We start from the raw sequence: 15,525 nt of genomic DNA, 5'->3' as shown, positions 1-15,525 counted from the left end.
ACTAACCCTTGTTGATTGCACCCTCAATGGTCGCAACCGTGGCCGCAACTACCTCATCCAGTGAATGATTGATATCAACCACCAGTACATCGGGCTCATCCGCGCCGGGTTCCTGCAGCGTGGCGAACTGCGTCACCAGCATCTGCGGTTTAAAGAAGTGACCTTTACGCGCTTTCAGGCGGGATTCGATGGTTTCGAAGTCGCCCTGCAGATAGATAAATTTCAGGTTCTCATTGCCCTGACGCAGGATGTCGCGATAGGACTTTTTCAGCGCCGAACAGACGATGATGGAGATCTCCTGGGTACGCTGCATGGCAAATGCCGCATCATTCAGCGCCTGCAGCCACGGCTGGCGATCTGTGTCGTCCAGCGGATGACCGTCGGCCATTTTCATGATGTTGCTGCGCGGATGGAGGAAATCCCCATCGAGGAACGCAGTGTTTAACTGATGAGAGACCTGATTGGCGACGGCAGATTTTCCGCTGCCGGAAACGCCCATCAGAATAAAGACGTGGTGCGATGGAGATGGCGTTGTCATTGTTTTGCGCTCCGGCAGTGAATTCTGCCCAATGTTACCGATAACAAATCGAGTTGCCATTGTCAGAGCCCACTGAAAGGCTGGCAACCCTTCTCAGGCGGAAAAGCACGAAAGTGTGAACTGACTCAAAAAATCGCCAAAATCAGATGCTGTCACCTTCGGAGATTTCAAAGCCAACATCCAGCGGTTGTGTCATCGTGCGATCGCCGCCAATACGCGCCAGCAGCATCGCTGCCGATTCGCGTCCCATACGCTCGCGCGGCGTTAACACTGTGGCGAGGCGCGGATTCACCACTTGCGTGATGTCGTGACCGTGGAATCCGGCAATCGCCATCTGCTCCGGCACACGCAATCCCTGACGCTGACACTCAAACATTGCGCCCACCGCCAGGTCATCGTTGGTACAAAACAGGCTGTCGGTTTCCGGATAACGCTTTTGCGCTTCACACAGCAGTTGCGCGCCGGCGCTGAACGAGGAGGCATCCTCCATCATCACGCTATGTGGCGTGAGCCCCGCTTCGCGCATCGCCTTCTCGTAGCCCTGTTGCTTCTGCAAGGTACGTTCATCAAGGCGCGCACCGAGATAGACGGTGTGGCGATGGCCTTTTTTCAGAATAGCATGTGTCATCTGCCGCGCGGCTTCGACGTTATCGAAGCCCACCGCCATATCGAGGCACGGCGTAACCGAATCCATCATCTCAATCACCGGAATGCCCGCCACTTCCAGCATGCGCAGCGTGCCTGGCGTATGCGTGCGTTCGGTGAGGATTACGCCATCGATGTTCCAGCCGAGCAACGAGCGCAGCTGTAGCTCCTCTTTCTGCGCGTTATAGCCAAAGTGCGCCACCAGCGTTTGATAACCCGCTTCGTCGGTAACGGCTTCGATCCCGCGCAAAACGTCGGCGAAAACCTGGTTAGTCAGCGAAGGCAGCAGCACGCCGATGGCGCGGCTGGTGGCATTGGAGAGCATATCGGGCGCGCGATTGGGGATGTAACCGAGCTCATCCAGCGCCACGGCGATCTTATCGCGCAGTGCCACCGAGACCTGATCCGGGTTGCGCAGGTAGCGGCTGACGGTCATTTTTGTGATGCCGACGCGATCGGCAACGTCCTGTAATACCGGTCTTTTCTTCTTCATCGTATGCGCCTGAGATCGGAGATAACCCGAGTTTATCATTTTTTGTCAGGTTAAGGTTTTGCGGGAAATCGGTCGCCATTAATGGCGACCTTACGGTTATACGGCGGGGGTTTTGTAGGGTGCGCATTCATGCGCACCAGGCTTCTCGTTACTTCCGAGAATGGTCTTGTAGCTAACCTGGAAGAGAACAAAGAGCATCGGCAGTCCTGCACATTAGACTAAATGACAAAACAAGGATCATTATGACGGACCATTCTTCTACACCAGCCAAACGCCCGATTGAGCGTTTTCTCAATACCGTTGAGTGGCTAGGTAACTTATTACCGCATCCGATTACGCTCTTCGCGTTGTTTGCATTATTCATCATCGTCGCCTCCGCGATTGCTGCCGCCTTCGGCGTCAGCGTGATCGATCCGCGCCCGGTGGGTGCGGCAGGCCGTGCACCGGATGGTGTGATTCACGTGGTTAGCCTGATGAGTGCCGATGGTTTGCAACGCATCGTCAGCCATCTGGTCACCAACTTCACCGGCTTTGCGCCGCTCGGCACCGTGCTGGTTGCGCTGCTCGGCGTGGGAATTGCCGAGCATTCAGGGCTGCTCTCGGCGGCGATGCGCGCGCTGGTGTTTAACGCACCGAAAAAGCTCATCACTTTCACCATCGTCTTCGCCGGTATCGTATCCAATACCGCTTCTGAGTTGGGCTATGTGGTACTGATTCCGTTGGCAGCGATGATTTTCCACTCATTGGGCCGTCATCCACTGGCGGGCCTGGCGGCGGCGTTTGCCGGTGTTTCCGGCGGCTACAGCGCCAACTTGCTGCTCGGCACCATTGATCCGCTGCTGTCTGGCATTACCCAAAGCGCCGCACAGATTATCGATCCCAACTACCATGTTGGTCCGGAAGTGAACTGGTACTTCATGTTTGTCAGTACCTTCGTGATTTCCATTCTTGGCACCTGGATCACTAACAGCATTGTCGAACCCAAACTGGGCAAGTATCAGGACAGCGAAGGCGAGGCGGTGCGTGGCGATATGGGCGCGCTATCGGCAGAAGAACGTCGCGCGCTGAAAGGCGCAGGCTGGGCGGTTCTCGGCGTTACGCTGCTGCTGATTCTGACCGTGATTCCAGGCTATGGCGTGTTGCTCAACCCGAAAACCGGCACGCTGGCGGGCTCGCCATTCCTGAAAGGCATTGTGGTGTTTATCTTTGTCTTCTTCGCCATTCCCGGCATGGTGTATGGCCGCATGATTGGCAATATGCGCAACGATCGCGACGTGATCAATGCCATGTCCGCCAGCATGAGCAGCATGGGCATGTACATCGTGCTGGTGTTCTTTGCAGCACAGTTTGTGGCGTTCTTTAACTGGAGCAACTTCGGCACCGTGGTGGCGGTGAAAGGCGCCAATCTGCTGGCATCACTGGATATGGGCGCGCCGCTGCTGTTTGTCTGCTTCATCATGATCTGCGGCTTTATCAACCTGATGATTGGCTCCGCCTCGGCGCAATGGGCGGTTACCGCCCCGATTTTCGTACCGATGTTAATGCTGGTCGGCTTTGCGCCGGAAGTGATTCAGGCGGCTTATCGCATTGGTGATTCGGTAACCAACGTGATTACGCCAATGATGAGTTACTTTGGTCTGATTATGGCGGTGGCGGCGCGCTATCGTCGCGACATGGGCATCGGAACGCTGGTGGCGATGATGTTGCCTTATTCTGTGGTGTTTATGATTGGCTGGACGCTGCTGTTTGTACTGTGGGTGTTTGTCTTCAATCTGCCGGTCGGGCCCGGTGCAGCAACCTGGTACACAATGTAAAAGGTAAAAAAAAAGCCAGCACCCGAGCTGGCTAAATAATACTTGGAAGCAATGTGAGCAATGTCGTGCTTACCCGGTTGTCAGGAGACGTTTCCGAGCTCGCATGACAATAATAATCATTATCATTCGCGTCTGTAAAGTATTTTTGCGGATTATTTTGCGTTGACGAACGATGTGAATTCCTTGATGTTAAAGGGGATTTATTCCATTTTGCACAAGGAGCGCTCTATGAGTCAGATCGTCATTCGTCACGCCATTCCCGAAGATGCCGCCGCTTTAACGCGTATGTATAGCCAGCCTGAACCGCAGGCCAGCACGCTGCATCTGCCGTTTCAATCGCCGACGCTGTGGCAGGAACGCCTCAGCAATCCGCGTCCGGGTGTACAGATGCTAGTGGCGTGTATTGACGATCAGATTGCCGGACAACTCACTCTTGAAGTGCTGTCGGTGCCGCGCCGTCGCCACACGGCGACGTTCGGCATGGGCGTCGATTCTGCCTTTCATCGGCGCGGCGTGGGTAAAGCGCTGATGTCAGCAATGATTGATTTGTGCGACAACTGGCTGCAGGTAACGCGCATTGAACTGACGGTATTCGCCGATAACCACAAAGCGCTTGGCTTGTATCAGCAGTTTGGCTTTGAGATTGAAGGCACCGCGCGTCGACACGCGATGCGCGACGGCGAAATGGTGGATACGCATTATATGGCGCGCTTGAAAGGTTAATGTGAATTCGCCGGTTGCTTGTAGGGTGCGCATTAATGCGCACCTGGAAATCAGGTCGCCATGAATGGCGACCCTACAAGTGATTAGTAACCTGCGCTCAAATCATCCACCGAGCGCGGATCCGATGCGCCATAGCGCGTGCCATCCGGCCCAATCATAATGCTCTGCGTGCTGCCCATTGCCGGCATCACTTTCACATGCTGGCCTTTGGCTTCCAGCAGGCGCAGCGTATCCGGGCTGAAGCCTTTTTCCACGCGCAGCTGATCGGGCAACCATTGATGATGGAAGCGCGGTGCGTTGGTCGCTTCCGCAACGTTCATACCAAAATCGATGCTGTTCACCACCATTTGCAGCACGGTGGTGATAATGCGGCTGCCGCCTGGGCTGCCGGTCACCAGCCAGGTTTTACCGTCTTTTGCCACGATGGTGGGCGACATCGATGATAGAGGACGTTTGGCCGGTTGCACCGCATTCGCCTCGCCGCCGACTAAGCCGTAGACGTTGGGCGTGCCCGGTTTGGCCGAGAAATCATCCATTTCATTGTTCATCAAGATGCCGCTTTGTCCGGCAACAATCCCGCTGCCGAAGTAGGTATTCAACGTATAGGTCACTGCGACCGCGTTGCCATCTTTATCCACCACCGAGAAGTGCGTGGTTTGATTGCTTTCATACGGTGCCAGTTTACCTGGTTTGATCTCGCTGGATGGACGCGCTTTGTTGACGTCAATCTGCTGCGCCAGAGTTTTGGCGTAGGCTTTGCTGGTCAGCGCTTGTTGCGGCACTTTAACGAAGTCAGGATCGCCAAGGTATTCCGAACGGTCGGCATAAGCGTATTTTTCCGCTTCCGCCATCACCTGCATGGCATCGGCGCTGCCAAAGCCAAACTTCGCGAGGTCGAAGTTTTCCAGGATATTGAGGATCTGCACGATGTGAATCCCGCCGGACGATGGCGGCGGCATGGAGAACACTTCGTAGCCGCGATAGGTGCCGCTCACCGGTTTGCGTTCTACCGCGCGATAAGCCGCCAGATCTGGCTTACCGATCAGGCCGCCGTGCTGTGCCATTTCACCGGCAATTTCATCAGCGATTTTGCCTTTATAGAACGCATCCGGACCTTGCTGGGCAATCAGCTGCAGGCTATGTGCGAGGTTTTTCTGCACCAGACGTTCGCCCTTTTGGTACGGCTTACCGTCAGCTTTGTAGAAAATCGCGCGGCTGTTGTCGTGGTTGATCAACGTCTCTTTGCCGTAGGTGGCGAGATCGTCGGCCAGCGCATCGTTCACCACGATGCCGTCACGCGCTAGTTTGATGGCGGGTGCCAGTAATTTGCTCAGCGGCAAGGTACCGTACTTCTGTGCCGCCAGCGCAAAACCGGCCACGGTGCCCGGCGTGCCTGAGGCTAAGTGAGAAGTGAGTGACAACTTACTATCAGCATTGCCCTGCTTATCGAGAAACATATCGCGTGAGGCGCGCGCCGGTGCCATTTCGCGGAAGTCGATAGCGGTGGTGCGTCCGGATGCGGTGCGCAGCAGCATAAAGCCCCCGCCGCCGAGGTTACCGGCCTGCGGATGCGTCACCGCCAGCGCGAAACCCACCGCAACGGCCGCATCCACCGCGTTACCGCCCTGCTTGAGAATATCGACGCCAACTTCCGTCGCCATCGCATCCACCGATGCCACCATGCCATGTTTGGCTTTTACCGGGTGAAAGGTATCGCTATCAACGCCATACGAAACCGGCGGCGCGTTGGCCGGCGCGGCTTGTGCACCCTGCACCACGGTAAAACTCATCAATAATGCCCAGCCGAACTGCCGCATGTTGCCCTGTATCCTCATCCTGCCACCACCCTTTTAAAGTTATTTATACCCTTCATACTTCAAGGTGCAGATGCGTTGGCTGCTCTCGTTCACCCGAATCACTTACTTGTGTAAGCTCATCGGGACTCTCTCGTTTGCCGCCTTCCTGCGCCTTGAATTATTTTGGGTATCCATTTGTTATTTATTGATGCAAGTGTTTGCAAACACGGTAAAAAGCGTAGCAGTAAGCTAAATTCGGCGCACTCCTGGATCATAGGTTTGTGATATCGCATAAACTTATGGCTGCAGCGCGTGTTGCCACATTGGCAGCATCAGCACACAGCAGGCTGCATTAATGGAGGAAGACCATGAACAAATGGCTAATTGTGATCGCAGCATTGCTGCCGTTAAGCAGCATGGCAAATACGTTGAACAGCACCAACGACCCGAACAAACCCGGCTATAACCCGAGCCAGCAGCGGATGCAGTCGCAGATGCAGAGTCAGCAGCAACAGCAGAAGCTCAAGTTGCAGCAGAGTCAGCAACAGCAAAGTCAGGATGTACAGCGCAAGGTGCAGGAACAGCGGGATAGCGCCCAGCAGCGCGTGATTCAGTCGCAGCCGGGCCAGAATCAGCAACAGAACTAGCGGAAGTCGGGCCCGATAATATCGATGCGGTCGGTGCAGATAGCATCGACGCCCCAACCTAACAGCTCGCGCGCCCGCGCGGGCTGATTCACGGTATACACCAAAATATGCAGACCGGCCGCTTTTAGCTGCGCGGTGCGTTCGGCGTCGAGTAATTTGTGGTTCAGATGGATCGACACGCAATCCAGACGCGAAGTCAGCGCCTGCCAATCGTCGTGCCATTCATCCAGCAGCAAACCGCGCGGCAGTTCCGGCGCCGCTTCCATTGCTGCTTCCAGCGCGGCGTATGAGAAGGAGGAGAGCAGCGGCGCGGTTTGTCCTTGCCACAGTTCGCGTGCGGCCAGCGCCACATTGCGGCCGGTTTCCACATCCTGCCCAGTGGTGGGTTTGATCTCGATATTCGCCATCATCTGATGCTGGCGACAACGTTCGGCCACTTCACTCAGCAGCGCCAGCGGTTCGCCTTCGTAATCGCGGCTAAACCAGCCGCCGGCATCCAGCTGTGACAGCTTATGCCACGACAACGCGCCTGCCACGCCCCAACCGTTGCTGGTGCGATCCAGCGTGTCGTCATGCAGCAGGAAAATCTGCTTATCTTCCGACAGCTTGGCATCAAACTCGATCATGGTGTGACCGTGCTGCGCGCCGACATCAATCGCCGCGAGGGTATTTTCCGGAGCCAGTTTGCCGCCGCCGCGATGCGCGACAATGTGCGGATAAGGCCAGTTATGTTGACTCATTCCAGACGCTTTCCATAGGTTGAATCGAAGAAGTGTAACGCATCTGACGGCAGATGCAGCCACAAGGTGCTGCCCGCCTGCGGGCGCTCGCTGTGTGGCAAACGTACCACCATGCGTGCATTACCGATGCGGCCGTGCGCCAGATTATCCGCGCCCAGCATCTCCAGCGTCTCCACCACCAGCGGAATGCCGCCCGCGTCGCGACTGCTGAGCTTGATGTGCTCGGGACGAATGCCGAGCGTCAGCGGACGATTGGCCCACTTGGCTTTGCTCTGGCCCAGCAGCAAGCTGTTGAGCGCATCCAGCGTGAAACGTGTGCCGTCGCTGCTGATTTGTCCCGGCAGTAAATTCATGGCGGGCGCGCCGATAAACGAGGCAACAAACTGGCTGGCCGGACGCTCGTACACTTCCACTGGCGTGCCCACCTGCTCGACCACACCTTTGTTCATTACCATCACGCGCTGCGCCAGCGTCATCGCTTCCACCTGATCGTGCGTCACGTAAATACTGGTGGTTTTCAGGCGACGATGCAGCTGTTGCAGCTCAAGGCGCATCTGCACGCGCAAACGCGCATCCAGATTCGACAGCGGCTCATCAAACAGGAAGACCGCCGGTTCACGCACGATAGCGCGCCCCATCGCCACGCGCTGACGCTGTCCGCCCGACAGCTCACGCGGGCGGCGATGCAGCAGATGATCCAGTTCGAGGCTGCGTGCCGCTTCCATTACGCGTTGATCGATCTGCACTTTGCCCATGCCGCGAATTTTCAGGCCATACGCCATGTTTTCGCCCACCGTCATATGCGGATAGAGCGCGTAGTTCTGGAACACCATGGCAATGCCGCGATCTTTTGGCTCCATGTTGGTGACGCGTTTGTCGTCGATATAGATATCGCCCGACGATACGCGCTCAAGGCCCGCCACCATGCGCAGCAGCGTCGATTTACCGCAGCCGGAAGGGCCGACCATCACCATAAATTCGCCATCGTTAATGGTGATATTCAGTGGCTGAATGATCTGATTTTTGCCGTCATACGATTTGGTAACGGTCTGAAGGGTTACGCCTGCCATTTATTTATCACTCTCTACCAGGCCACGCACAAACGCACGTTGCATCACGAGTACCACCACCACCGGTGGAATCAGGGTTAATAACATTGCCGCCATCACTTCATTCCACTGCGTCGGGCCGCCGCTGCTGTTGATCATGCTTTTCACTCCGGCGACAGCGGTGCTGAGGCTGGCATCGTTGATGATCAGCAGCGGCCACAGATACTGGTTCCAGCCGTAGATAAAGGTGATCACGAAGAGCGCGGCGAGATTGGTTTTGGACAGCGGTAGCACGATGTCCCAGAAGAAGCGCATCGGGCTGGCACCGTCGATGCGCGCCGCTTCAATCAGCTCGTCCGGCAGCGACATAAAGAACTGACGGAACAGGAAAGTGGCGGTAGCCGACGCCATCAGCGGCAGCGTTAAGCCGCTGTAGCTGTCGAGCATATTCAGCGTCGAAATCACTTCCACCGTGGGGAAAATACGCACTTCCACCGGCAGCATCAGGGTGATGAAAATCAGCCAGAAAAACAGCGAGCGCAGCGGGAAGCGGAACCACACCAGCGCGAAGGCGGAGAGCATCGAGACGCTGATTTTGCCGATGGTGATGCCGAGCGCCATCAGCAGGCTGTTGAGCATCATCATGCCAAATGCCGGGCCGCTGCCATTCACGCCGTGCGTCCAGATGCGCGAGATGTTCTCCCACAAATGCGTGCCCGGCAGCAGCGTCATCGGCACCTGATACACCGCTTCGTTATCCAGCGTTGCCGCGACAAAAGCGATGTAGAGCGGGAACAGAATGGTCAGCACACCCAGCACCAGCAAGGTATGGCTGAAGATATCCAGCCCGCGTCGATTCTCAATCATTGGTATTGCACCTTACGCTCGACAAAGCGGAATTGCAGGATAGTCAGGCCAATCACCAGCAGCATCAGCACCACCGATTGCGCGGCGGAGGAAGAGAGATCCAGCCCGGTGAAGCCTTCGCGATAAATTTTGTAGATCAGCGTGGTGGTGGCCTGAACCGGACCACCGCCGGTGGCGGCATCGATCACCGGGAAGGTATCGAAGAAGGCGTACACCAGATTGACCACCAGCAGGAAAAAGCTCACCGGCGTGATCAGCGGCAGGGACAAATTGAAGAAGCGACGCACCGGACCGGCGCCATCGATCGCCGCTGCTTCCACCAGCGATTTGGGAATCGACTGCAGCGCAGCGAAGAAAAACAGGAAGTTGTAGCTCATTTGCTGCCAGATCGACGCCAATACAATCAGGAACATCGCCTGACCGCTGTTTTGCGCGTAGTTCCAGTTGTAGCCCATTTGGTTCAGCAAATGGCTGAACAAACCGAGGCCCGGATTAAACAGGAACATCCATAGCACTGCCGCCACCACCGGCGCCACCGCGTACGGCAGTAGCAGCAAGGTTTGGTAAAGCTTGCGCAGGCGAATCACATAATCGACCAGCGCCGCCAGCAGCAGGGAAAAGGTCATGCCGCAAATCGTCACCAGCGCACTGAACTCAATGGTGGTCCAGAAGGAGGCCAGATAGTATTCGTCGCTGAACAGGCGTTTAAAGTTTGCCAGCCCAACGAAGGTGCTGGAGATGCCAAAAGGATCAATGCTTTGCAGCGAATACCACAAGGCTTCACCGGCTGGCCACAAGAAGAAGATGGCCGTTATCACCAGTTGCGGCAACAGCAGCAAATAGGGCAGAAAACGGGATCGAAATACCGGGCGCGATGAGGACATAGCAGACTCAATCAAAGAAGAAAATCGGGGCGAACGCCAGGCGTCGGCCCCGAGATAACAGCGTTACTTCACTTGCTGCTCAAAACGGCGCAGCAGTTCGTTACCGCGTTTCACAGCGTTATCCAGCGCGGCTTGCGGCGCCTGTTTGCCGGTCCACACGCCTTCCAGCTCTTCGTCCACGATGGTACGAATCTGCGGCATGTTGCCCAGACGCATGCCTTTAGTGAACGGCAGCGGATCTTTGTTCAGCATCTGACGCGTAGCGATATCTGCGCCTGGGTTCTTGTCATAGAAGCCCTGTTGCTTGGTCAGCTCATAAGCGGCGGTGGTGATCGGCAGATAACCGGTTTTCTGGTGCCATTCAGCAGCGATTTCCGGCTGGGCGAGGAACTTCATGAACTCCGCCGCGCCTTTGTAGGTGTTGGCATCTTTGCCTTTCATCACCCACAGGCTCGCGCCGCCAATGATGGCGTTCTGCGGTGCGTTCGGTACGGTTTCATCGTACGGCATCATGCCAACGCCGAAGTTGAATTTGGCGTAGTGTTTGATATCGGCCAGCGAACCGGAAGAAGCGGTGGTGATGCCGCAATCGCCGTTATAGAACTTGGCGGTAGATTCATCTTTGCGACCGAAGTAGGTGAAATCACCCTTCTTGTTCATCGCTTCCAGCATTTCGATGTGGCGCACCTGCACCGGCTTGTTGAACTCCAGTACCGCATCGGTGCCGTCAAAGCCGTTGTTTTTGGTGGCGACCGGCAGCGCATGCCAGGCGCTGAAGTTTTCAATCTGAATCCAGCCCTGCCAGCCGCTGGCGTAACCGCAGGTCAGGCCCGCTTTGCGCAGCGCTTCAGCATCTTTTGCCAGCTCCTGCCAGGTTTTCGGTGGCTGATCCGGGTTCAGACCGGCTTTTTTGAACGCGTCTTTGTTGTAGTACAGCACCGGCGTGGAGCTGTTGAACGGCTGAGAGATCAGCTGGCCTTTGCTGTCGCTGTAGTAACCGGCAACGGCTGGCACGAACTGCTTCGGATCCATCTGCACGCCAGCGTCTTTAAACACCTGGTTGACCGGGACGATAGCTTTTGACGCCATCATGGTCGCCGTACCGACTTCATACACCTGCAGCAGCGCAGGCGCTTTACCGGAGCGCACCGCCGCGATACCCGCCGCTAAGCTCTGCTCGTAGTTGCCTTTGTAAGTCGGAACGATTTTGTAATCGGGATGAGCCTGGTTAAAACGTTGTGCCAGAGAATCAACTTCTTTGCCTAACTCGCCTTCCATTGAGTGCCAGAAAGGGATCTCAGTTGCAGCCAGCGCATTACCGCTGAGCGCCAGACCGAGCAGTACACTCATCAGGCGGGGACGAAGCGTAAAAGCGGACATAAGGTTTTTCCTGTGCTGTTAAGTACGCGCGAATTCGCGCATTTTTTAGTTCGCGACGTAACATGACACGGGGAAATGACGGATTAATAACAGGTTTATGACGAGGATGTGACAGATAGGTTTTGTTCGATTGGGGTTTAGGACGGGGCAATTGAGCTGCTAAGGTAAAGGTCGCCATAAATGGCGACCCTACGCGATTTTGTAGGGTCGGCATTCATGCCGACCGCCGGTTATGCGCCGAGGTAAGCACTCCGCACGGCTTCATTGGATAGCAACGCTTCGCCGCTATCCTCCAGCACTACATGACCGTTTTCGAGCACATAACCCCGATCCGCCAGCTTCAGCGCCTGGTTGGCGTTCTGCTCGACGAGGAAGATGGTCATGCCCTCTTTACGCAACTGCTCAATGGTGTCGAAGATCTGCTGAATGATAATCGGCGCCAAACCCAGCGACGGCTCATCCAGCAGCAGCAAACGCGGCTGGCTCATCAACGCGCGACCAATCGCCAGCATCTGCTGCTCACCGCCGGACATAGTGCCCGCGCGCTGCGCTTTACGTTCTGCCAGGCGAGAAAACAGCTGATACACGCGATCGATACGCTCCAGATACTGCTGACGCGTTGCAAAGAAGCCGCCCATCGCCAGGTTCTCTTCCACCGTCATGCGCGAAAACACGCGACGGCCTTCCGGCACAATCGCAATCGCTTCACGCATGATTTTCGCGGTTTGCCAGTCAGTGATCTCTTTACCATCAAAGGTGATGTTACCGCTGGTGGCGCGCGGTTCGCCGCACAAGGTGCCGAGCAGCGTGGTTTTACCCGCGCCGTTGGCACCGATCAGCGTGACGATTTCACCCTGATTGATGTGCAGATTAATGTTGTGCAGCGCCTGAATAGGACCGTAATGAGCGCTGACATTCTGCAAAGTTAAAATCGGGTTTGCCATGTTACGCCTCACCTAAATAAGCACGGATCACATCCGGGTTGTTACGCACCTGTTCCGGCGTGCCGTTAGCCAGCGGCGTTCCCTGATTCACCACGTAAATGCGGTCAGAAATGCCCATCACCAGCTTCATATCGTGTTCAATCAGCAGCACGGAAACCTTGTGCTCACCGCGCAGTTCGGCGATCAGCTCATCGAGTTCGTGCGTTTCTCGCGGGTTAAGACCGGCCGCCGGTTCATCCAGCATCAGGATTTCCGGGCGCGTCACCATGCAGCGCGCAATCTCCAGACGACGCTGCTGACCATATGCGAGGTTGCCCGCCTGGCGGTTAGCGAGATCCAGCAGGCCGATGCGGTCCAGCCAGGTTGCTGCGCGATCCAAAGCTTCGCTCTCACCGCGACGGAAAGCCGGGGTTTTGAATAGGCCGGAGAACACGCCGCTTTTCAGATGCTGATGCTGAGCCACCAGCAGGTTTTCAATCACCGTCATTTCACGGAACAGACGCACGTGCTGGAAAGTCCGCACGATGCCCATGCGCGCAATCTTCTGGCCTGGCAAACCTTGCAGCTGCTGATCGCGCAGTTTGATAGTGCCGCCGGTCGGTTTGTAGAAACCGGTCAGGCAGTTGAACACCGTGGTTTTACCGGCACCGTTCGGGCCGATCAGCGAAACAATTTCCTGTGGATGCAGCTCAAGCGCCACATTGTTGACGGCTAACAGGCCGCCGAAGCGCATCATCAGGCCTTCAACGGCTAATAAAGGCTGACTCATGCCTGCTCTCCTTGTTTACTGCTTTTCAACTTCAGATGCGGACGCTTCATCGGCAGCAGACCTTGTGGACGCCAGATCATCATCAGCACCATCAAACCGCCGAGCACCAGCATGCTGTACTCGTTCAAATCACGCATCAGCTCGCGCGATACCACCAGCAGAATCGCCGCGAGGATCACCGCCAGCTGCGAGCCCATGCCGCCCAACACCACAATCGCCAGCACAAAGGCCGATTCGACGAAGGTGAAGGATTCCGGGCTGACGAAGCCCTGACGCGCCGCGAACAGCGTGCCAGCGAAGCCGGCGAAAACGGCGCTGATGGTGAAAGCAGTCAGCTTGATGCGCGTCGGGCTCAGGCCGAGCGAACGGCAGGCGATCTCATCTTCACGCAGCGCTTCCCACGCACGACCTAACGGCATACGCAGCAAGCGGTTGATAACAAATAGCGTCAGCACCACCAGCAGCAGCGCCACCAGATAAAGGAAAATCACGCGGTCGCTGGGATCGTATTTCAGGCCGAAGAAGTCATGGAAAGTGCTCCAGCCGCCTTCACTGACGCGACGACCAAACTCCAGACCAAACAGGCTTGGCTTGGGAATCTGCGCAATGCCGTTCGGTCCGCCGGTGATAGCGGTGTTGTTCAGCAGCAGGATACGCACGATTTCACCGAAACCGAGCGTGACGATCGCCAGATAGTCACCGCGCAGGCGCAGCACCGGGAAGCCGAGCAGCAAACCAAAAGCCCCGGCGACTAAACCAGCCAGCGGCAGGCTTTCCCAGAAACCAAAGCCGTAATAGTGATTCAGCAAGGCGAAGGTGTACGCGCCGATGGCGTAGAAACCGCCGTAGCCCAGCACCAGCAAACCGGATAAACCCACCACCACGTTCAGCCCAAGACCGAGCATCACGTAGATCAGCGTCAGCGTGGCAATATCCACGCTGCCGCGCGAGACCAGAAACGGCCAAATTACGGCGGCGGCAATCACCAGCGCCATCAACAGCTTCTGCTTTGGCGTCGATCCATCAAAACCCGGCAGGACAAAACCTTTGCCGCTGCGTTTGAATTTACCCTGCACCAGCGGACGCAGCAGCTGGAAGACAAATACCACCGCACAACCAATGAAAATCCAGTTCCAGCGCACCGCGCCCGCGTTGGCGACCACCAGTTTGGTGCCGTCCAGATCGAGGCGCACGCCCATAAAGAAGGTCGCGAGAATCAGCAACATCACCGTGGAGATCACGGCGTTGACCAAACCTAGGCGTTTCATACTTTCTCCACCTCCGGACGGCCAAGAATCCCGGTTGGCATTACCAGCAGCACCACAATCAGCAGCGCGAAGGAGACCACATCTTTATATTCTGTCGAGAGATACGCCGAGGTCAGCGCTTCCGCAATGCCCAGCACCAGGCCGCCAATCATCGCGCCTGGAATACTGCCGATGCCGCCCAAGACTGCAGCAGTGAAGGCTTTCATCCCGGCCATAAAGCCGATGAACGGGTTGATGGAGCCGTAGAATTGACCGAGCAATACGCCCGCTACCGCCGCCATCGCCGCACCAATAATGAAGGTGAGAGAGATAACGCGGTCGGTGTTGATGCCCAGCAGGCTGGCCATTTTCAGGTCTTCTGCGCAGGCGCGGCAGGCGCGGCCCATGCGCGAATAACGGATAAACAGCGTCAGCGCCAGCATCGACAAGAAGGTCACCACCCAAATCACCAATTGCATGGTGGAGAGCGTGGCAGCAAAGCCGTTGCTCTCGCCCAGCGTCCACTGACCGGTGATCAGGCTTGGCAGCGCGAGATCGCGCGAGCCTTGCGTCAGGCTGACGTAGTTCTGCAGGAAGATCGACATACCGATCGCGGAGATCAGCGCGATCAGGCGCTTGGACGAACGCACCGGCTTATACGCCACGCGTTCGATGCTCCAGCCATAGGCGCTGGAGATGATCACCGCCATCACGAAACCGGCGGCGATCATCAGCCACGAGGTATCAATGCCCATCATCATCAGGGCGGCAATCACGATAAAGGAGACATAGCTACCGATCATGTACACCTCGCCGTGGGCGAAGTTGATCATGCCGATAATGCCGTAAACCATGGTGTAACCGATGGCGATCAGCGCGTAGGTGCTCCCGAGGGTAACCCCGTTGAACATCTGCTGAATGAAATAGAGAAACTGCTCGGACATAGTGAGGACCTGCTCTGGAGCTGAATAATTCCCTCTCCCGCGCGC

Annotated in this window: 15 protein-coding genes; 3 read left to right on the top strand and 12 right to left on the bottom strand. The window is 56.4% G+C overall.

What is annotated here, in order from left to right; genetic code table 11:
- Position 1: 1 nt before the first annotated feature.
- On the bottom strand, positions 2–538 hold the full coding sequence (gene gntK, locus ACXIZX_RS00960) for a gluconokinase (protein ID WP_008109916.1): 537 nt from the start codon (positions 536–538) through the stop codon (positions 2–4).
- Positions 539–680: 142 nt separating this feature from the next.
- Positions 681–1,676 (bottom strand): gluconate operon transcriptional repressor GntR, encoded by a 996-nt coding sequence (gene gntR, locus ACXIZX_RS00955; protein WP_154194851.1) that lies wholly within the window; start codon positions 1,674–1,676, stop codon positions 681–683.
- 242 nt (positions 1,677–1,918) lie between these two features.
- Between gntR and ACXIZX_RS00950 the strand changes: the two genes are divergently transcribed.
- On the top strand, positions 1,919–3,490 hold the full coding sequence (locus tag ACXIZX_RS00950; RefSeq protein WP_179451815.1) for an AbgT family transporter: 1,572 nt from the start codon (positions 1,919–1,921) through the stop codon (positions 3,488–3,490).
- A gap of 228 nt (positions 3,491–3,718) precedes the next feature.
- A complete protein-coding gene (locus tag ACXIZX_RS00945; protein WP_179451814.1) occupies positions 3,719–4,213 on the top strand; it encodes a GNAT family N-acetyltransferase in 495 nt (164 codons plus the stop codon).
- An 83-nt stretch (positions 4,214–4,296) separates the two neighbouring features.
- Here ACXIZX_RS00945 and ggt read toward each other — a convergent pair whose 3' ends face one another.
- Complete coding sequence (gene ggt, locus ACXIZX_RS00940; RefSeq protein ID WP_258144358.1) at positions 4,297–6,048, bottom strand: gamma-glutamyltransferase; 1,752 nt, start codon at positions 6,046–6,048, stop codon at positions 4,297–4,299.
- A 329-nt stretch (positions 6,049–6,377) separates the two neighbouring features.
- Here ggt and ACXIZX_RS00935 point away from each other — a divergent pair, with 329 nt between their 5' ends.
- Positions 6,378–6,656, top strand: coding sequence for a DUF2756 domain-containing protein (locus ACXIZX_RS00935; protein ID WP_312180078.1), 279 nt, complete (start codon positions 6,378–6,380; stop codon positions 6,654–6,656).
- Here the strand turns inward: ACXIZX_RS00935 and ugpQ are convergent.
- The 9 genes from ugpQ to livH all read right to left on the bottom strand — a co-directional run bounded on the left by ugpQ (position 6,653) and on the right by livH (position 15,480).
- Positions 6,653–7,396 carry a glycerophosphodiester phosphodiesterase gene (gene ugpQ, locus ACXIZX_RS00930; protein ID WP_154154766.1) on the bottom strand — a complete coding sequence of 248 codons (744 nt, stop codon included), beginning with the start codon at positions 7,394–7,396 and terminating at the stop codon, positions 6,653–6,655. The genes ACXIZX_RS00935 and ugpQ overlap by 4 nt on opposite strands.
- Complete coding sequence (locus ACXIZX_RS00925) at positions 7,393–8,466, bottom strand: sn-glycerol-3-phosphate import ATP-binding protein UgpC (protein ID WP_479403448.1); 1,074 nt, start codon at positions 8,464–8,466, stop codon at positions 7,393–7,395. Before ACXIZX_RS00925 ends, ugpQ begins: the two co-directional genes overlap by 4 nt.
- Positions 8,467–9,312 (bottom strand): sn-glycerol-3-phosphate ABC transporter permease UgpE, encoded by an 846-nt coding sequence (ugpE, locus tag ACXIZX_RS00920; protein ID WP_008109907.1) that lies wholly within the window; start codon positions 9,310–9,312, stop codon positions 8,467–8,469.
- Positions 9,309–10,196, bottom strand: a complete 888-nt coding sequence (gene ugpA / locus ACXIZX_RS00915) for a sn-glycerol-3-phosphate ABC transporter permease UgpA (RefSeq protein ID WP_008109906.1) — start codon at positions 10,194–10,196, stop codon at positions 9,309–9,311. Before ugpA ends, ugpE begins: the two co-directional genes overlap by 4 nt.
- 63 nt (positions 10,197–10,259) lie before the next feature.
- Complete coding sequence (ugpB, locus tag ACXIZX_RS00910) at positions 10,260–11,576, bottom strand: sn-glycerol-3-phosphate ABC transporter substrate-binding protein UgpB (protein WP_154154769.1); 1,317 nt, start codon at positions 11,574–11,576, stop codon at positions 10,260–10,262.
- 230 nt (positions 11,577–11,806) lie between these two features.
- Positions 11,807–12,520, bottom strand: a complete 714-nt coding sequence (gene livF / locus ACXIZX_RS00905) for a high-affinity branched-chain amino acid ABC transporter ATP-binding protein LivF (RefSeq protein ID WP_008109901.1) — start codon at positions 12,518–12,520, stop codon at positions 11,807–11,809.
- 1 nt (position 12,521) lies between these two features.
- A complete protein-coding gene (gene livG / locus ACXIZX_RS00900) occupies positions 12,522–13,289 on the bottom strand; it encodes a high-affinity branched-chain amino acid ABC transporter ATP-binding protein LivG (RefSeq protein WP_008109900.1) in 768 nt (255 codons plus the stop codon).
- Complete coding sequence (locus ACXIZX_RS00895) at positions 13,286–14,557, bottom strand: high-affinity branched-chain amino acid ABC transporter permease LivM (RefSeq protein ID WP_061718402.1); 1,272 nt, start codon at positions 14,555–14,557, stop codon at positions 13,286–13,288. Before ACXIZX_RS00895 ends, livG begins: the two co-directional genes overlap by 4 nt.
- Complete coding sequence (gene livH / locus ACXIZX_RS00890; RefSeq protein ID WP_008109897.1) at positions 14,554–15,480, bottom strand: high-affinity branched-chain amino acid ABC transporter permease LivH; 927 nt, start codon at positions 15,478–15,480, stop codon at positions 14,554–14,556. Before livH ends, ACXIZX_RS00895 begins: the two co-directional genes overlap by 4 nt.
- Between the last annotated feature and the right edge of the window lie 45 nt (positions 15,481–15,525).

It is taken from the genome of Candidatus Pantoea symbiotica, from assembly GCF_056491525.1.
This window is presented reverse-complemented; position numbering and strand designations above follow the sequence as displayed.